The organism is Azospirillum lipoferum (assembly GCF_024170005.1).
GTDB lineage: Bacteria > Pseudomonadota > Alphaproteobacteria > Azospirillales > Azospirillaceae > Azospirillum > Azospirillum lipoferum.
The window spans coordinates 111,022-129,585 of the sequence record NZ_JALJXJ010000010.1; the positions used below are offsets into that span (position 1 = coordinate 111,022).

Annotated in this window: 15 protein-coding genes; 12 read left to right on the forward strand and 3 right to left on the reverse strand. The window is 67.4% G+C overall.

Going from position 1 to position 18,564, the window contains the following annotated elements; genetic code table 11:
• The first annotated feature begins 84 nt into the window (after positions 1 to 84).
• The 3 genes from J2848_RS22165 (at position 85) to J2848_RS22175 (ending at position 3,736) form a co-directional block, all read left to right on the forward strand.
• Positions 85 to 828 carry an enoyl-CoA hydratase/isomerase family protein gene (locus J2848_RS22165; RefSeq protein WP_149232658.1) on the forward strand — a complete coding sequence of 248 codons (744 nt, stop codon included), beginning with the start codon at positions 85 to 87 and terminating at the stop codon, positions 826 to 828.
• Complete coding sequence (locus J2848_RS22170; RefSeq protein WP_149232657.1) at positions 825 to 2,390, forward strand: acyl CoA:acetate/3-ketoacid CoA transferase; 1,566 nt, start codon at positions 825 to 827, stop codon at positions 2,388 to 2,390. Before J2848_RS22165 ends, J2848_RS22170 begins: the two co-directional genes overlap by 4 nt.
• A 173-nt stretch (positions 2,391 to 2,563) precedes the next feature.
• Positions 2,564 to 3,736, forward strand: coding sequence for an ABC transporter substrate-binding protein (locus tag J2848_RS22175; protein ID WP_246193986.1), 1,173 nt, complete (start codon positions 2,564 to 2,566; stop codon positions 3,734 to 3,736).
• Positions 3,737 to 3,779: 43 nt separating this feature from the next.
• Here J2848_RS22175 and J2848_RS22180 read toward each other — a convergent pair whose 3' ends face one another.
• The 3 genes from J2848_RS22180 to J2848_RS22190 form a co-directional block, all read right to left on the reverse strand.
• Positions 3,780 to 5,150 (reverse strand): FAD-dependent oxidoreductase, encoded by a 1,371-nt coding sequence (locus J2848_RS22180; protein WP_149232655.1) that lies wholly within the window; start codon positions 5,148 to 5,150, stop codon positions 3,780 to 3,782.
• Positions 5,151 to 5,246: 96 nt separating this feature from the next.
• Complete coding sequence (locus J2848_RS22185) at positions 5,247 to 6,305, reverse strand: dipeptidase (RefSeq protein WP_149232654.1); 1,059 nt, start codon at positions 6,303 to 6,305, stop codon at positions 5,247 to 5,249.
• A gap of 78 nt (positions 6,306 to 6,383) precedes the next feature.
• The gene (locus tag J2848_RS22190) at positions 6,384 to 7,358 is read right to left on the reverse strand and encodes a LysR family transcriptional regulator (RefSeq protein ID WP_149232653.1); all 975 of its coding nucleotides are present in this window, start codon (positions 7,356 to 7,358) and stop codon (positions 6,384 to 6,386) included.
• Positions 7,359 to 7,561: 203 nt separating this feature from the next.
• On the opposite strand from J2848_RS22190, the gene J2848_RS22195 reads away from it, so the two are divergent.
• The 9 genes from J2848_RS22195 to J2848_RS22235 all read left to right on the forward strand — a co-directional run bounded on the left by J2848_RS22195 (position 7,562) and on the right by J2848_RS22235 (position 18,558).
• A complete protein-coding gene (locus tag J2848_RS22195) occupies positions 7,562 to 9,037 on the forward strand; it encodes a M81 family metallopeptidase (RefSeq protein WP_149232652.1) in 1,476 nt (491 codons plus the stop codon).
• 70 nt (positions 9,038 to 9,107) lie between these two features.
• Positions 9,108 to 9,635, forward strand: coding sequence for an ureidoglycolate lyase (locus tag J2848_RS22200; protein WP_149232651.1), 528 nt, complete (start codon positions 9,108 to 9,110; stop codon positions 9,633 to 9,635).
• Positions 9,636 to 9,687: 52 nt separating this feature from the next.
• Positions 9,688 to 11,280 carry an ABC transporter substrate-binding protein gene (locus tag J2848_RS22205; RefSeq protein WP_149232650.1) on the forward strand — a complete coding sequence of 531 codons (1,593 nt, stop codon included), beginning with the start codon at positions 9,688 to 9,690 and terminating at the stop codon, positions 11,278 to 11,280.
• 49 nt (positions 11,281 to 11,329) lie between these two features.
• Entirely contained in the window at positions 11,330 to 12,565 is a 1,236-nt protein-coding gene (locus J2848_RS22210) for an aminotransferase-like domain-containing protein (RefSeq protein WP_149232649.1), read from the forward strand.
• A 78-nt stretch (positions 12,566 to 12,643) separates the two neighbouring features.
• Positions 12,644 to 14,143: a M81 family metallopeptidase gene (locus J2848_RS22215; RefSeq protein WP_246193985.1), complete on the forward strand. Its 1,500-nt coding sequence runs from the start codon at positions 12,644 to 12,646 to the stop codon at positions 14,141 to 14,143.
• Positions 14,144 to 14,199: 56 nt separating this feature from the next.
• Positions 14,200 to 15,084 carry a DMT family transporter gene (locus tag J2848_RS22220; protein ID WP_149232647.1) on the forward strand — a complete coding sequence of 295 codons (885 nt, stop codon included), beginning with the start codon at positions 14,200 to 14,202 and terminating at the stop codon, positions 15,082 to 15,084.
• A 58-nt stretch (positions 15,085 to 15,142) separates the two neighbouring features.
• Entirely contained in the window at positions 15,143 to 16,603 is a 1,461-nt protein-coding gene (locus tag J2848_RS22225) for an amidohydrolase (RefSeq protein ID WP_149232646.1), read from the forward strand.
• An 18-nt stretch (positions 16,604 to 16,621) separates the two neighbouring features.
• Complete coding sequence (locus tag J2848_RS22230) at positions 16,622 to 17,587, forward strand: D-2-hydroxyacid dehydrogenase (protein ID WP_149232645.1); 966 nt, start codon at positions 16,622 to 16,624, stop codon at positions 17,585 to 17,587.
• Positions 17,588 to 17,736: 149 nt separating this feature from the next.
• Positions 17,737 to 18,558: a MipA/OmpV family protein gene (locus J2848_RS22235; protein WP_170307103.1), complete on the forward strand. Its 822-nt coding sequence runs from the start codon at positions 17,737 to 17,739 to the stop codon at positions 18,556 to 18,558.
• Positions 18,559 to 18,564: the final 6 nt, after the last annotated feature.

Below are 18,564 nucleotides of genomic sequence, written 5' to 3' on the forward strand. Positions count from 1 at the left end.
CTGAGCATCAATTGGCGTTGCCCCAGGATCATCAGCTTCGATCGCCGGGCCGCCGTGACCTCTCTCCAGCAATACGGACATCCCATGATCGGATTCGAAAAGACGGGGCGCGTCTGCGTCATCACGCTCGACCGGCCGAAGCGGCGCAATGCGCTGGGCGAGGAGGTCATGAAGGGGCTTGCCGCCGCGCTGCGGGCGGCGGAGCAGGACCCCGAGGTCGGGGCCGTCGTCCTGACCGGGGCGCCTCCGGCCTTCTGCGCCGGCAGCGACCTGAAGGAACTCGGCGGCCAGACGATCGCCGCCATGTGCGGGCACGAGGCGGAAACGGCGGCCATCGCCCGGACCATCGCCTATATGTCGAAGCCGGTCGTCGCCGCAGTGGAAGGCTATGCGCTGGGCGGCGGGTTCATTCTGGCGGTGTGCTGCGACGTCGTCGTCACCGCGCGGGGAACCCGCTGGCACCTGCCGGAGGTGCAGAACGGCTGGCTGCCGCCCTGGGGGCTGCAGGCCCTGGTCGCCCGCGTCGGCGGGGTCAAGGCGCGTCTGCTCACCTGGGGGGCCGAGCCGATCCCTGGTGACGAGGCGCTGAGGCTGGGCGTTGCCGACTATGCGGCCGAGGACGGCGCCGCTCTCGACCGTGCCAAGGCGCTGGCGACGGCGTTGGCCGCACTTCCCGCCAATGCGGTGGCGACCACCAAGCGCTTCTTCGAGGCATTCGCCGCAGCGGACGCGGAGCGCGCCGACATGCAGGCGTCGCGCCTGTTCGCCGAGGATTGCCTCTCTCCCGCCGCCCGCGCCACCTTCGACCGCTTCACGGTGAAGTCATGAGCAAGATCATCGATGTTGCGGAGGCCGTCGGCGGGATCGCCGACGGCGCCACGGTCGCCTCGGTCGGGGTGATCGGCTGGGTTACGCCCGACAAGGTGCTGAAGGCGCTCGGCGACCGCTTCCGCGCCACCGGATATCCGCGGAACCTGACCTTCTATTTTCCGGTGGGAACCGGTGATGCCCAGGGCATCAGGGGCATGGACCATGTCGCCCAGGAAGGGCTGATGAAGCGGATCATCGCCGGATCCTACATCAATCCGCTCGATCCCAGGACCAACCGGCGCCCGGAGCTGATGCGCCTGATCCGCGAGAACCGCGTCGAGGCCTATTCCTGGCCGATCGGCGCATCGATGCATTGGCTGCGCGAGGTGGCCCGCAAAGGGCCCGGCTATCTGACCCAGGTCGGGCTCGGCACCTACATCGATCCGGCGCATGGCGGCGGCCGGTTCACCGCCAGGGCGACCGAGGAACTGGTCAGGAAGGTGGAGTTCGACGGCAAGCCCTATCTCTATTATCCCAGCTGGCCGATCGACGTGGCGATCGTCAGGGCGTCGACCGCCGACGAGCACGGCAACCTGTCCTTCGAGGACGAGCCGCTGGTCTCCTCGAACATCGGCCTCGTGCTCGCCGCCAAGGCCAGCGGCGGCCGGGTGATCGCCCAGGTCCGGCGGGTGACGGGGTCGGGGGAACGGCCGGCCTCCATGGTGACGATCCCCGGCATGTTCGTCGATGCGGTGGTGGTCGATCCGGACATGATGATGTCCACCGGCATACCGTTCGACCCCGCCTATTTCAGCGGGCAGCGATCCCCGTTGTCGGCGTTGCCTAAGCCGCCCCAGAGCCCGGACAAGGTGATCGCCGCCCGGGCCGCGCGCGAGGTCGCCAAGCGCCAGCTGTCGATCTTCGGCTTCGGCGCCGCCGCCGATATTCCGCTGGTGATGGCCGAGCAGGGGCTGTTCGACGACGGCGCCCTTGCCGACTACTGGTTCACGACGGAGCATGGCTCCTACGGCGGCGTGGTCATGTCGGGCTGGCAGTTTTCCGCCAACATCAACCCGGATGCCATCCTCGACGGAATCTACCAGTTCGACGCGATCGACGGCGGCCTCTGCGAGTTCGCCGCCCTGGCCTTCGCGCAATTCGACAGCCACGGTTCGGTCAATGTCAGCCGGTTCGGCGCGGCTAACCCCGGCGCCGGCGGGTTCATCGACATCGCCCAGAATGCCAAGCGTCTGGTCTTCACCGGCACCTTCACCACCGGCGGCCTCGATATCGCGATTGCCGACGGCCGTCTCGACATCCGGCAGGACGGCAAGATCTCGAAGTTCGTCCGCGATGCCGAAAGCGTGACCTATCGCGTCCTCGACGGCGTTCGCTACAGGGACCAGTCGGCACTCCTGGTGACCGAGCGCGCGGTCTTCCAGGTGACGTCCGACGGGCTGGTGCTCAGCGAGATCGCGCCGGGCGTCGATGTCCGCCGGCATGTGCTGGAGCGGATGGAGTATCAGCCCATCCAGATCCTCGACCCGCTGCCGGTCATGGACGCGGCCCTGTTTCGCTGAGCAAAGCCGCTGAGACGACCGGATGTCACCGCAACCGGCGGCCATACCGGCCGCCGGCTGCGGCTTGCCGACCGTCGGCTCCGCTGGTTTGCCCGTCTTTTCAAACAATCAAAAGAATGGGGTGGGAAACGATGCAGAGAAAGGCACTCTCTTGCTTGGCGGCGACCCTATGCATGGTCTCCGCCATGGCCCGGGGCGAGGTCGCCGGTGTGCGGATCGGCGTCCTCAACGACCAGTCCGGCATCTATGCCGACATGGGCGGAAAGGGAAGCATCGAAGCGGCCCGGTTGGCGGTCGAGGATTTCACCGCGGCGAGCGCGGGCGCGAACAAGGGTATGAAGATCGAGATCATCAGCGCCGACCATCAGAACAAGGCGGATATCGGCTCGGCGATCGCCCGCGAATGGTACGATCAGAAGGGCGTGGATCTCATCGTCGACATTCCCAATTCCAGTGTCGCCCTGGCGGTTCAGGCGGTGGCCCAGGACAAGGGCAAGCTTGCCATCTTCTCCGGGGCCTCCTCTTCCGACCTGACCAATGCCAAATGCTCCCCGAACAGTTTTGCCTGGACCTATGACACCTATGGCCTCGCCAAAGGAACGGCGGGCGCCCTGACCAGGGGGGCGGAGGACAGCTGGTTCTTCGTGACCGCCGACTATGCCTTCGGTCAGGCGCTGGAACGGGACGCCGCGGCGGTCGTCACAGCCGGAAAAGGGAAGGTGATCGGCTCGGTCCGCGCCCCACTGGATACCCCCGACTATTCCTCGTTTCTGCTGAAGGCCCAGGGGTCGGGCGCCAAATACATCGGACTGGCCAATGCCGGTGGCGACACCATCACCTCGATCAAGCAGGCCGGGGAGTTCGGCCTGACCGATGGGGGGCAGACGCTGGCCGGGCTTGTCGTCTACCTGACCGACGTGCATGCGCTGGGGCTGAGCACGGCACGCGGCCTGCTGCTGACGGCATCCTTCTACTGGGATCTGAACGACGAGACCCGGGCATGGTCGAAGCGCTTCCATGAGCGGACCAACAGGATGCCGACGATGGTGCAGGCCGGCGTCTACAGCGGGGTCCTGCATTATTTGAAAGCGGTGTCGGCGGCCGGCACCACCGATGCGATGACGGTTGCCGGACAGATGCGCAAGACCCCGGTCAAGGACATGATGACCGACAACGCCGTGCTGCGGGAGGACGGCAAGCTGGCGCGCGACATGTACCTGTTCCAGGTCAAATCGCCCGCCGACTCCAAAGCGCCATGGGACTATTACAAGCTGGTCCGCCGGATCCCCGCCGGCGAAGTCGTCCGTCCGCTCTCCGAAAGCCAGTGCCCTCTGGTCAGGAAATGAGCGGGAAGGAGGGGAGGCCGCAGGGCCTCCGCTCCCTCTTCCCTCAGAAGGCGCTGCCGTTGCGGGCCATCAGCTCGCGGACCCGGGCGCCGGGAATATCGCGGAACCGCAGATCCTCATCGAGGGACAGCACCGCGGCGACCGCCGCGGCGTGGCCATATTCGAAGCATTGGGCGGTGACCCGCGCCGAGGCCAGCGCCTCGTGCTCGGCGCTCAGGCAGCGGCCGGCCACGATGATGTTCTCGCCCGCTTCCGGAACCAGGGCCAGATAGGGAACCTCGTACCAGTCGTCGAGCAGCCAGTGCAGCTTGGGCTTGTCGCCCGCATGCAGCTCGATCGGCCAGGGCACGCGGCAGATGCCGTCCGCCCGCTTGCGGCATTCGACCACGTCGCTGTTGCGCAAGGTCTCGGCCCCGACGATGGAGCGGGTTTGCCGGATTCCGGCCTCGGCCCCGGTATCGACGACATAGCTGTTCTCGCAGCCCGGCACCGTGTCGCGCAGGAAGCGGGCATATTCGCGGACCTGGAGGCGCCCGCTCATCTCGGCCTCGGTGAAATCGGCCGGATCGATGACGTTGAGCATGCGGTCGTCACGGCCGCTCAGCCGTGTCGCGTTGACCATCAGTTCATTCGGCCGGGTGGTCGGGAAAATCCAGATCTTGTTGCGCGGCAGCCGGTAGGCGCCACCGTCGTTCGCCCTTTGGATGGCCTCGGTCAGTTTCGGCGGGCAGATGGTGTCCTCTCCGTAATAGGCGAGGTAGCGATCCATGTCGACGTTGCCGAGACGGAAGAACATCGTCGGATTCTGGATCTTGCCATTGTCGCCGAAGAGATAGCGGTGGCCGGCGCGGGCGACGACCGCCGCGTCGCCCGAGGCGTCGATGATGCGCCGGGCGCGCACGGTGGATCGCCCTGCCTTGGACTCGATGACGACGCCGGCATAGCGGTCGCCATCCATGAGGACGCCGGTCACCGCGGTGTGGAACAGCACGCGCACCCCGGCCGCGGCAAGAAAGGCATCCGCCGTTTCCCGCCACATCAGCGGGTCGTGGGTCACGGTCCAGGTCTTGCCGTAGATTTGCGGCGCGGTCAGGCCGCCCCGCTCGGAAATCGCCCGGCGGAACCGTTCTGTGAAGCCGAAGACGACCTGTTCGGGGCCGGCATTGCGGTCGGTGGCGAGATACATGCCGCAGATCGTGCCCGACATGCCGGCGACCGCCGCACCGCCGCAGAAGCCGTACCGTTCCAGAAGCATCACCGACTTGCCGGCCTCCGCCGCGACCGTCGCGGCGGCGACCCCGGCGGCACCGCCGCCCACCACCAGCACGTCGACGTCGGCCAGGACGGGGAGGCCGGGGGCTTCCTCCAGACGGCACACCGTCGTCCAGCCCGGAAACAGGTCCGCCTGAAACATCGTACCCACCTTTTGATATGTCAGTTGTCGATCAACGGTAGCGGCGGTCGCCGGCTTTGTCGACTGCTTTCTGACCGCCGCCTGGTTGGCGGCTTCTCAGCCGATCGTCCGCTCCAGCACGTCGAGCCAGTTCGACCAGCCGATCTTGTTGAGCAGCGTTTCCCCGTAGCCGCGCCGGCGCAGTTCCTCGTAGAACAGCGGCATGCCCGCCGCCGTGCCGATATCCCGCGGGACGACGCAGCCGTCGAAGTCCGACCCGATCGCCACCCGGTCCTCGCCCAGCCGTTCCAGCAGCCCCTCCAGGTGCCGCACCACCACCTCCAGGCCGGTATCCGGGTTCATGTTGCCGTCGGCGCGCAGGAAGGAGGTGGCGAAGCACAGTCCCACCACCCCGCCGGAATCGCGGATGGCGTCGAGCTGCCGGTCGGTCAGGTTGCGCGACGACGGGCAGAGCGCGTGGGCGTTCGAATGGGTGGCGACCAGCGGTGCCTTCGACAGGCGCGCCACATCCCAGAATCCCTGTTCGGTGATGTGCGAGAGATCGATCATGATCTTCATGTCATTGCAGGCGCGGACCAGACGCTCGCCCGCCGCCGTCAGTCCGCCGCCGCAGTCGGGGCTGCTGGGGAAGCGCGCCGGCACCCCATGGCCGAAGATCGTGTCGCGGCTCCAGACCGGCCCCAGCGAACGGAGTCCGGCCGCGTGCAGGACGTCCAGCATGTGCAGGTCGGCATCGATGGCGTCGGCGCCTTCGAGATGGACCAGCATGGCGATGCTGCCGCGCGCCATCGCCGAGCGGATCGCACCGGTATCGCGGCAGATGGTGACGGCCCCCTGTGAGGCCCGCTCCACCCGGAGGAGCAGGGACAGCATGGTCACGATGGGATCGCGCGCCGCTTCCAGTTCGAGCATCGGCGGCAACGGGATGTCGTAGCGCTCGCCGGCCATGCTGGAGTAGTTGTTGCGGGACGAGGAGGGCGAGAACAAGGCGAAGAAGCCACCCGCGAAGTTGCCGGCGCGGGCCTTGGGCAGATCGATGTGCGCCTCGTCCTGTCCCCCAAGAAATGCCGTGGCCGGATCGGCCGTCGCGGTGCGGTAAAGACGAAGGGCGACGTCGTTATGGCCGTCAAAGGTCGGAATTGACGCTGGGTTCATGGGATGGGGTCTTCCTGATGTACGGCAGTTATTTCTGCCCTTCAGGATCTTGACGCGATTTTTCCGGCTGGCAGAAGTCTATTCTGCGACGTCTTCCGTTGCATTCCGGGCAACTCCGGGCGGTTCGAGCGAGTTTGGGAACTCCGCCGAGAAGATGCGGGTTCGGGTGCGGATATGCTGGACCAGCGTCTGTGTCGCCCTGGTCGGGGTCCGGCCGACCTTGACGATCAGATGCGCCGCCGATCTCAGCAGCAGCGGATGGTCGACCCGCCGGGCGACGACGCCACCGCCCTCCGCGGCGGCCAACGCGTTGTGGGCTCCGAGAAAGGTCACCGCCCGGTTGTTCCGCACGAAGCGCGCCAGGCTGTGGACCGAATTGGTCGAGAAGGCGACGGTGAGCGGAACCTGTTCGACATAGGCCAGGGTTTCCATGATCTTGCCGATGCCGAAGGCCGACGGCATCATCGCCACCGGATATTCCAGGGCCTGCTGGATCGTGATCGGTCCCGGCATGGCGGAAAGAGGGTGCTCCGCGCCGACCAGCATGTAGAGCGGAAGCACCGATTTCATCACCGTGCGGATTTTCGCCGAACGCGGCGGATTGAAGGTGATGCCGATGTGGGCGATGTCCTCCGTCACTTCGGCGACCACGTCGTTCGCCGTCATGGTGTTCATCGTCAGCTGGATGTTCGGATAGTCCCTGCTGAACGGCAGCAGCGCATGGTCCATCAGATCGTCGATGAAGCCCTCGCCGATCGCCAGACGCAGGCTGCCCCTTTGCAGATTGTTGAGTTCGGCGATGCGTTCCTCCAGATCCTCCTGCTGCGACCGGCAGGTGCGCCAATAGTCGAGGACATGGTGGGCCGCTTCCGTCGGGGTGACGCCGGAAGCCCCGCGCTCGAACAGCGGGGTGCCCAGCTCCTCTTCCAGCAGGCGGATCTGGCGGGCGATGACCGATGGCGCCGTATTGATCACGTTGGCCGCCCCGCGGATCGATCCGTGGGTCAGCACTTCGAAGAAATAGCGCAACCGTCGCTGATTGATTTCCCGCATCGAGCACCCCTGCGGCTTTGCCCTTGTCCTTGACCGGCGTGACCGGCGGATTCCTGTGCCGGGAGGACGCGCACAGCGTTCCCATTTCGGCAACGCCGGAGAACTCCAGCTGCTCTTCCCGCGCCTCGTAATCGCGAACTAGAGTTTCCGGGAAGAATATCTTGCCGACCGACCTTGCAATTCCTGACAGAACTGGTGAGACCATGCGCGTACTGGTCGCGGGCTTTGAGCACGAGACGAATACATTCGCTCCTACCAGGGCAGGCTATCAAAATTTCGTGAATGGAGAAGGCTATCCGGCCATGGCGCGCGGCAGCGAGATGCTGCGGCTGCGCGACGTCAATCTGGCGACCGGCGGCTTCATCCAGGCTGCGGAACAGCGCGGGTTCGAGATCATTCCGGTGATCTGGGCAGGAGCCAGCGCCTCCGCGCACGTCACGACCGACGCGTACGAGCGGATTGCCGGCGAGATCGTCGCGGCGGCGAAGGCTCACGCATTCGATGCCATCTACCTCAACCTTCATGGGGCGATGGTAACCGAACTGCATGACGATGGCGAAGGCGAACTGCTGCGCCGGCTGCGCGCGGTGGTCGGGCCGGAGATGCCGATCTACTGTTCGGTCGATCTCCACGCCAACATGACCGAGGCGATGCTGACGCTGGCGACCGGGATCGTCGGCTACCAGACCTATCCGCATGTCGACATGGCGGAGACCGGACGCCGTGCAGTGGCCCTGCACGATGCCTGCCGGGAGGCCGGCGGGGTTCTCTATCGGGCCGCCCGCCGTCTGCCGTTCCTCATCCCGCTCAACGCACAATGCACGCTGGTCGATCCGGCGCGGTCGACCTACGCCCTGCTGCGGGAGAAGCAGGTGGGGGATGTTGTCTCGCTGTCCTTCGCACCGGGCTTTCCCGCGTCCGATTTCTCCGAATGCGGCCCGGTCGTCTGGGGCTATGGCCGGACGCAGGACGCTGTCGAGGCCGCGGTGGAGGCGGTCTACCGCCACATCCTGGAGACGGAGCCGCAATGGGCGGTGACGTTCCTCGATCCGGAAAGCGCGGTGAAGGAGGCGATGCGCCTGTCGGCCGGCGCGGCCCGGCCGGTGGTCATCTCCGACACCCAGGACAATCCGGGAGCCGGGGCCGATGCCGACACCACCGGCATGCTGCGCGCCCTGGTCGCCTGCCGGGCGGAGGGGGCTGCGCTCGGCGTCTTCTACGATCCGGCCGCGGTCGCCGCCGCGGTCGAGGCGGGGGCCGGCGGAACGGTGACCCTGGCGCTCGGCGGACGCTCCGGCACCGTGGGGGACGAGCCGTTCGTCGGAACCTTCGAGGTGGAGACGGTCGGCGACGGCCGCTGCGTGTTCGAGGGGCCGATGCTGCGGGGAACCGAACTCGACCTTCAGGGGGCCGCCTGCCTGCGTATCGACGGCGTGCGGGTCGTGGTCAGCGCGACCAAGGCGCAGATGTTCGACCGCAACCTCTACCGCATGGTCGGCATCCAGCCGGAAGCGATGAAGATCCTGGTGAACAAGAGTTCGGTGCATTTCCGCGCCGATTTCGGACCGATCAGCGAGGCGATCCTGATCGCCAAGGCGCCGGGACCGATGAAGGCCGATCCCAGGGACTTGCCCTGGACGAAGCTGCCGCAGGCGATGCGCCTGGTCCCGGCGGCCTGAGACTCCCGGCGGCCCGAGAACTGACCAAGGATTCCATCCTGTGCGCCGAAAGCGCGATGAAAGGTTCAGCATGACCACCAACACGATCATTCATACCCTTGATGTCGAGGACCTCACGCCGGCGGCCTTCGCGCCGTTCGGAGAGCTGCTTGCCGTGCGCGAGCGGCCGACCTTCGATCTGCCGACCAAGACGCTGCATCGCTTCGATTGGTCCACAGACTCCGAAACCATCGTCCAGATCATCGCGTTCAAGCCGCTGCCTTTGATTGTCGGCGCCGTCGAGCGGCACTGGCACGTCACGGAATCGCGCATGCATATCGGCGGTTCTCCGGCCGTCGTGGTCGTGGCCCCGCCCAGCGATGCTCCGCCGAGCCCCTCCGATCTCCGGGCGTTCAGGATCGACCGTCAGGGCTTCATGTTCAAGACCGGGACCTGGCACAGCCTGAACGCCTATCCGGAAGGCTCGGAGCCATCGGAATTCCTGTTCCTGTCGGATCGAGCGACGCAAAGCGAGCTGTTCGACAACCCGACGCCCAACCCGGTCCGCAGCAGCATCCACCGGTTCGAGACGGGGATCGCGATCCGGCCGCCTGCCTGAGCTGCCGGCGCTGCCACGACAAGCGGAGCTTTCACATCAGGAGGCGGAAGTCATGGGACTCTCACGGCGTGCGTTTCTGGCAGGATCGGCAACGGTGGCAGGGGTGGCGGCAGGGGCGGCGACGATTGCCGCTCCGGCGATCGCGCAAGCGCGGAAGAACGTCCTGCGCTACATCCCTCCCTCCAATCTGGCAGGCATCGATCCGGTGCTGACCAGCGGTGCGCCCGTCCGCAATCACGGCTACCAGATCTATGACACGCTGTTCGGGATGAACACGCGGTTCGAGGTCAAGCCGCAGATGGCCGAAGGGGCGGAGCAGTCCGCCGACGGGCTGACCTGGACGATCCGGCTGCGCGACGGGTTGAAGTTCCATGACGGCGAGAAGGTCCTGGCGCGCGACTGCGTCGCCAGCCTGAAGCGCTGGGGCGCCCGCGACCCGCTGGGCCAGACCATCTTCGGATTGACCGACGAGCTGCGGGCGGTCGACGACCGCACCCTGGAGTTCCGGCTGAAGTCGCGCTTCGGCCTGCTGACCAAGGGGCTGGCCAAGATCGGCGGACCGGCCCCCTTCATCATGCCGGAGCGGATCGCCCAGACCGATCCGAACGTGGCGATCAAGGAGGCGATCGGTTCCGGTCCCTTCCGCTTCCTGGCCGACGAATGGGTGCCGGGCAGCCGCGCGGTCTATGCGAAGTTCGACGGCTACGTTCCGCGCGACGAGGCGCCCGACTGCACCTCCGGCGGCAAGATGGTCCATGTCGACCGGCTGGAATGGCATGTCATCCCCGACGCCGCGACGGCGACCGCGGCGCTCCAGCGCGGCGAGGTCGATTGGTACAGCCAGCCGGATCTGACGCTGCTGCCTTTGCTGAAGCAGAATCGCGACGTGATCGTCGAGGCGTTCGACGATCTCGGCTACATGACGATCCTGCGCTTCAATCAGTTGCAGCCGCCGTTCGACCGTCTGGAGATGCGCCAAGCGGTCCAGATGGCGGTCAATCAGGTCGATTACCTCCAGGCGCAGGTCGGCATGCCCGATCTGTACAAGGAATGCCGGTCGGCCTTCTTCTGCGGCACGACGATGTCCACCGGTGCCGGCTCGGAGGTCATGACGGCCAATTTCGAGAAGGCCAAGGCGCTGCTGAAGTCCTCCTACAAGGGCGAGAAGGTGGCGATCCTGACCGCGACCGACCTGTCCTGGCTGCATGCCGCCTCGCTGGTGACGGAAGATCTGCTGAAGCGCATGGGGGTGAATGTCGAGTTGCAGGCGATGGATCTCGGCACCTTCTTCAAGCGCCGCACCAGCATGGAGCCGGTGGACAAGGGCGGCTGGTCGATCTTCCACACCGGGACCAGCGTCACCGACATCATGGATCCGGCGACCCATCTCGCCCTGCGCGGCAATGGCCGCCAGGGCTGGCCGGGCTGGCCGACCGACCCGGTCATGGAGCAGCTGCGCGCCGACTGGATGGCGGCAACCGGACCGGAACAGGACGCCATCACCAGGAAGGTCGAGGCACATGCCTTTGCCGCGGTGCCTTTCGTTCCGCTGGGGCAGTTCCAGACGCCGTCCGCCCGGCGGCGCACCGTGACCGGCATGCTGAAGGCCCCCCTGCCGCTCGCCTGGAACATCAAGGTCGCCTGAGCCGGTCCGCCGCCCCCGCCAGAAACCGCAGCCGGGAAACACAGTCGCCATGTCCGCAGCGTCGTTCGACTTCACGCGCCTCCTCGCACCCGGGGCGGCTGCTCCCGTGCCGCTTCCGGCCGGCCTTCCCCGATACCCGTTCGTCGGCGGGCACAATGATCCGGGACAGGTGCCGGCGGAGCTGATCGCCGAGGCGGCGGCGGCCGTCATCAGGCGTGAGGGCGCCGATCTTGCCAAATATCATCTCGGCCGCGGGCCGCTCGGTGTCCCGGCCCTGCGCCAGTGCGTGGTCGACAAGCTTGCGAAGCGCCGCGGCATTATAACGACGATCGACGAGGTGCTGATCACCAGCGGATCGAATCAGGCGATCGATTTCCTCTGCCGCACCATGGTCGCGCCGGGTGACACCGTCCTGGCCGAGGAGCACTGCTATGAAGGCGCCCTGAAGCGCTTCCAGGCGGCGGGGGCGCGGGTTCTGCCGATGGCGATGGATGCCGACGGCATCGTGGTGGAGGTGCTGGCCGCGCAGCTGGAATGGCTGGCCTCCGGCGGGGTGAAACCGAAATTCATCTACACGATCCCGACCGTGCAGAACCCGACCGGCAGCATCCTGCCGACCGACCGGCGGGAGATCCTGATCGCGCTGGCCCGGCTCCACGACCTCGCGATCCTGGAAGACGACTGCTACGCCGATCTGGTCTGGCCGGACCAGAGCCCCGGCCCGGCCCTGAAGGCCCTGGCGCCGGAGCGGGTGCTCCATATCGGATCCTTCTCCAAATCCTTCGCTCCCGCCGTGCGGCTCGGCTACCTGATCGCGCCATGGCCCGTGATGAGCCGCATTCTTCCGGCCAAGACCGACGCGGGAACCGGGGCGCTGGACCAGCTGATCGTCGCCGAATATCTGACCCGGCAGCCGGACGAGCTGATCGAGCGGTTGCGCTCGGCGCTCCACGCCAAGATGAGGGTGATGATCGAGGCGGTCGAGCGGGAGTTCGGCACCGCCGTCGAATGCCGGGCGCCGAAGGGCGGGATCTTTCTCTGGCTGAAGCTGCCGGACCATGTCGATGTCCGTGCGCTGGTCGGCCCGGCCGAGCAGGCCGGGCTGGTGTTCAACCCCGGCCCGGCCTGGGCGGTGGAGCCGGAGGCCGCCCGCTCCTTCCTGCGGCTGTGCTTCGCCCTGCCGACCGAGGACCAGATCGTCGAAGGCGTCGCCACGCTGGCCCGCATCTGCTTTCAGCAGACCGGCGTCCCGGCAATCGCCGGAAACCGCCGTCTCGACGCCTGAGCCGGGCCGTCCCTTCCCCCGCGACGCGGCCTCCAGGCCGCGCAATCAGCCGATCGGACCCTAGCGATGAAGCTTTTCATGGCAGCCCTTGCCACGGAAACCAACACCTTCTCCCCCATACCCTCGGGCCGGACGGCCTTCCACGGCCGGGAGTACTTCCGCGGCGACGGCAGCCTGCATCCCCCCAGGCTCGGCAACGTGCCGCTGATCGAATGGCGCCGCCTTGCGGAAGCCGATGGATGGGAGGTCGCCGAGAGCCTGTGCGCCTTCGCCACCCCGGCCGGCAGCACGCAGAAGCCGGTCTATGAGGGGCTGCGCGAGGAAATCCTCGACGATCTGCGCCGCGCCATGCCGGTCGATGTCGTGCTGCTGTTCCTGCACGGCGCGATGGTCGCCGACGGTTACGACGATTGCGAGGGGGACGTCCTCGAAAAAATCCGCGCCATCGTCGGTCCGGACGTGCCGGTCGGCGTCGAGATCGACCTGCATTGTCACCTGACCGAACGGATGCGGGCGAATGCCGACGTCATCGTCGCCTTCAAGGAGTATCCGCACACCGACATCCCGGCACGGGCGCAGCAGCTTTACCGGCTGTGCAAAGCGGCGCAGCGCGGCGAGATCAGGCCGGTGATGGCGCTCCACGATTGCCGGATGATCGGGGTCTGGCGTCCACCCTTCGAGCCGATGCGGTCGCTGGTGCAGGAGATGACCGACCAGGAGGGCCGGGACGGCATCCTGTCGGTTTCCTTCGGGCATGGCTTCCCCTGGGCCGACATTCCGGACGTCGGCGCCAAGATGCTGGTCGTGGCCGACGGCGATCCGGACAAGGCCCGACAGGTCGCCGAGCGGTTCGCGCGCCGGATCTGGGACCTGCGCGACGTCACCCCCCAGCGCTACGACACCATCGACGAGGCCATCGACATCGCTCTGGCCGTGACGTCCGCCGATGGCTCCCGGCCGGTGGTGCTGGCCGACGTGGCCGACAATGCCGGCGCCGGGGCACCGTCCGACAACACCGCGATCCTTCACCGCCTGATCGCGCGCGGAATTTCCGGGGTGGCCAGCGGCTGCTACTGGGATCCGGTGGCGGTCGGCTTTTGCCTGGAAGCCGGCGTCGGGGCGACGTTCGACCTGCGGGTCGGCGGCAAGACCGGCGTTGCTTCCGGCCTTCCCGCGGACCTGCGGGTCACCGTCATGGGACTGTCGGAAGACCATTCGCAGCGCTCCCTGGGCGGCGGGCGCTCCAGCTACGGCGCGAGCGCCTGGGTGCGCGGCTGCGAGCCGGGGAAAGGGAAGGGGATCGACTTGATCCTCACCTCGGTGCGCCAGCAGACCCACTCGCCGGAAGCCTTCACCGGCCTGGGCTGCACGCTCGACGACAAGCGGATCATCGTCGTCAAATCGATGCAGCATTTCTATACCGGCTTCGCGCCGCTTGCCGCCGACGTGCGCTATGTCGCGGCGCCGGGGGCGGTGGCGCCCGATTTCGCCTCGCTGCCCTACACCCGCCGCGCGCCGGATTACTGGCCGCGGGTCGCCGATCCGTTCTCCGCGCAGGGCGGCGGGGCCGGCTCGTGAGCTTCGCGTCCCGAAGCACGGTCGGGAGCGGTTCCCCGGCAGCGCCACGCCGGACCATGGCCGGTCAGGCCGTGTTGCTGATGATCGTCACCGCGGTCGTGATCCCGGTGCTGAACGCCACCGTGAAGTATCTCGGGGGCCGCTATCCGGTCGCCGAACTGCAATGGCTGCGCTATGCCGGCCATTTCCTGTTCATGCTGGTGGTCTTCCTGCCGCGCTACCGGTGGGCGCTGTTCCGCACGCGGCGGCCGGATTTGCAGGCGGCGCGCTCGGTGCTGTTCTGCGCCTCCTCCCTGATCATGTTCTATGCGTTGGAGCACACCCCGCTGGCGACCGCCACGGCGATCGGCTTCACCGCACCGCTGATGGTGACGGCGCTGGCGCCGCTTCTGCTGCGCGAAAAGGTCGGGCCGGTGCGGCTTTGCGCGGTGGTCGTCGGCTTCGTCGGGGCGCTGATCGTGGTGCGGCCGGGCTACAGCCCGCTGCACTGGTCGGCCGCCCTGATTTTCCTCAGCGCCATGACCTCGGCGTTGACGCAGATCCTGTCGCGCAAGCTCTCCGGACAGGATCCGTCCGCCACCTCCAGCACCTACATGGTGCTGCTGGGCTTCGTCCTCAGCAGCATCCCGGTTCCCTTCGTCTGGGTGCCGCCGGCCGACCTCCGCGACGCCGTTCTGTTTCTGGCGCTCGGCACGCTCGGCGGGGTCGGTCACTATTGCCTGGTCCGCGCCTTCGAGGTGGCGCCAGCACCCTTCGTCGCCCCCTTCATCTATTTGCAGATCTTCGGCGCCGCCGTGCTGAGCTGGCTGGCCTTCGGACAGCTGCCCGATCTTTGGACCTGGGTCGGATCGGCCGTGATCATTGCCAGCGGCATCGTGGTCCTGCTGCGCGAAAGGCGGCGCGGCAGCACGGTCGCAGCGCAGGCCACCGGCGATGATTGACCGCAACGACTGACCGGTTTCGCGGCTTCCCTTCGATGATTTTGAAAGGATGTTCACCATGAACAGCAGCCTGTCCAATACGACCTCTCTGCGCACCGCCATCCTGGAGGCCGTGGACTCGAAGGCCCCGGCCTTTCATGACCTCTCCGACCGGATCTGGGGATATGCCGAACTCGGCTATTGCGAGTTCAAGTCGATGGAGGCGCAGATCGAGGCCCTGGCGGCCGAGGGCTTCCGGATCACCCGCAATGTCGGCGGGGTGCCGACCGCCTTCATGGCCGAAGCCGGATCCGACGGGCCGGTGGTGGCGCTGCTCGGCGAGTTCGATGCCCTGGCCGGCCTCAGCCAGGTCGCCGGCGCCACCGCGCCGCAGGCGGAAGTCGCCGAGGCGCCGGGGCACGGCTGCGGGCATAATCTGCTGGGCTCCGGCGCGGCGCTTGGCGCTGCCGCCCTTGCGGCGGCCCTGACCCGCGAAGGCCTGCCCGGCCGGGTGCGGTATTACGGCTGCCCGGCGGAGGAGGGCGGCGGCGGCAAGGCCTTCATGGCGCGCGGCGGCGCCTTCGACGATGTCGATCTCGCCCTGACCTGGCATCCGGCGGCCTATACCGGGATGAATTTCGCCGACACCCTGGCCTTCCTCCAGGCTTCGGTGCGCTTCACCGGGCGGGCGGCTCACGCCGGCCTGTCGCCGCATCTCGGCCGCAGCGCGCTCGATGCGGTCGAGCTGATGAATGTCGGCGTCAACTACATGCGCGAGCACATGATCCCGGAGGCCCGCGTCCATTACGCCTACCGCGATGCCGGCGGCTGCGCCGCCAACGTCGTCCAGGCGAATGCGGAGATCGCCTACGTCGTTCGCGCCCCCGACCTCGATCAGCTCTGGCAGCTGTTCGAGCGTGTGAAGAAGATCGCGGAAGGCGCCGCCCTGATGACGGAGACGACGGTGGAGGTGCGGGTCGAGTCCGGCATGTCCAACGTGCTGCTCAACCGTACCCTGGGCGACGCCCTGTATCGCCGCATGCAGGATGTCGGGGGCGTCCGGTTCGACGAGGATGATTTCAGGACGGCGCAGGCCTTCATGGAAACCCTCTCGGCGGAGGATCTCCGGCATGTCCGCACCAAGGGATTCGGTTCCGGCGCAGGGCCGGAGCGCAGCCTGCACGACGGTGTGGCGCCGTTCGACGGCACCCGCACGCGCAATTTCGGCTCGACCGACGTCGGCGACGTCAGCTGGGTGGTGCCGACCGCGCAGTTCTGGGGCGCGACCTGTGCGATGGGCACGCCGTTCCATTCCTGGCAGCTGGTCGCCCAGGGCAAGCTGCCGGGCGCACACAAGGGCATGACCAACGCGGCGTCGATCCTGGCGCTGACGGCGCTGGACGCCCTTGCCGATCCCGACCTGATCGCCAAGGCAAAGGAGGAGTTCCACACCCTCACCGGTGGCCGTCCCTACCAGTGCCCGGTCCCGGCGGATGTCCAGCCGCCGCTTCAGGCGCCACTTCAGGCGACGGCGGCCTGAGGGCGGAAGGACGGATCGATGCACAGGATCGTCTTTCTCGACCGCGCCACCCTGGCGCCGCAGATCCGTCTGCGGCGCCCCTCCTTCGACCATCGGCTGGTGGAGCATGCGCGGACCCGTCCCGCCGAGGTCGCGGAGCGTCTTTCCGGCGCGTCCATCGCGATCACCAACAAGGTGCCGGTCACGGCGGAGACACTGGCGCTCCTGCCGGACCTGAAGCTGATCGCGGTCGCGGCGACGGGCACCGATTGCGTGGACAGGCAGGCCTGCCGGGACCGCGGCATCGCCGTCGCGAATATCCGCGGCTATGCCGTCAACACGGTTCCGGAACATACCTTCGCGCTGATCCTGGCTCTTCGCAGGAGCCTCGTCGGTTTCCGCCAGGACGTGCTGGCCGGCGCCTGGCAGCAGGCCGGGCAGTTCTGCTTCTTCAACCACCCGATCCGCGACCTTCGCGGCGCCCGGATCGGGATCGTCGGGGAAGGGGTGCTGGGCCAGCGGGTGGCGGCGATCGCCGCCGCCTTCGGCATGGTCCCGCTGTTCGCCGCCCATAAGGGCGCAAGCGGTCTCGGCCCCCTCTACACCCCCTGGGAGGAGATGCTGGAAACCAGCGACGTCATCACCCTGCACTGTCCGCTGACCGCCGCGACGCGCGGCATGATCGGACTGCCGGAGTTCCGCCGCATGAGCCGCCGGCCCCTGCTGATCAACACCGCGCGCGGCGGTCTGGTCGTCGAGGAGGATTTGGTGGCGGCGCTGGAGGACGGGCTGATCGGCGGGGTCGGTTTCGACGTCGCGGAGGTCGAACCGCCGGATCCGTCGAGCCCGCTGATGCGGATCGCCGGGCGTCCGGACGTGATCGTTACGCCGCATGTCGCCTGGGCATCGGACGAGGCGCAACAGACGCTGGCGGATCAGCTGATCGACAATATCGAGAACTTCGTCGCCGGCAAACCAAGCAATCTGGTGGGTGGCGCCTATTGACCAGATGCCTTTGGCGGCCGTTCCCGTAAGTGTCGCGTAATAGTCCCTGAACTAGCGTCCGACCAGGCCATGCAATGGTCCTATGCTCGTTCAAGGAAAAACGAATGCCGCAACTCGCTTCCCGCTGCCTCCCGCGGCGCCCCCGGTCCATGGCCCGACTGCGTCCGGGGGCCGCCGGCCTGCTCGGCCTGTGTGGCGCCCTCCTGTCCGTGCCGGCCGGCGCCGCCGATTTCTGGGACCTCGACTGGCTCGTCGGCACCGCAGGGGAACCGGCCACGGTCACGCTCGGGGTGGGGGGCATCCTGCGTCCCGATTACGAAGGCGCTAGGCACATGGGCGTCGATCCGGTTCCCGTCATCGAGATCGACAAGCTGTTCCATGGCCGTCTCTTCCTCTCGACCGTCGATGGGGTCGGCGTCAATCTGCTGTCCGAGGGGCCGTTGAAGCTCAAAGCCGCGGTAAATTACAGCGGCGGCCGGGACAGCGGCGACAACGACCGGCTGCGCGGCCTGGACGACATCGAGGGAGCGGCCGTCGTCTCGGCCAAGCTGTCCTACGACCTCGACCCGGTCACCACCACGCTGGACGTCACCCACCGGTTCGGATCCGATTCCGGAACGCAATTCGTCCTCGGGGCCGCCTACGGCTTTTCGCCGATCCGCGATCTGAAACTCTCCCTTGGGGGCCGGGTCAGCTTTGCCGACGGCCGCTACCAGAACGCCTTCTTCGGGGTCGGCGACAGGGAGGCGGCGCGTGCGACGGCACTTGGCAACCCCATGACGGCCTACAAGGCCGAGGGCGGCTTTCATGACGTCGGCCTGAAGCTCAGCGGCACCTACAGCCTGTCCGACAGCTGGCTGCTGAGCGGAGCGGTCGGCGCCACCCTTCTGGTCGGCGACGCCGCCGACAGCCCGCTGACGGAGCGCAAGCTCCAGCCGACCGCCTATCTCGGCCTGGCGTACCGTTTCTGACGGCCG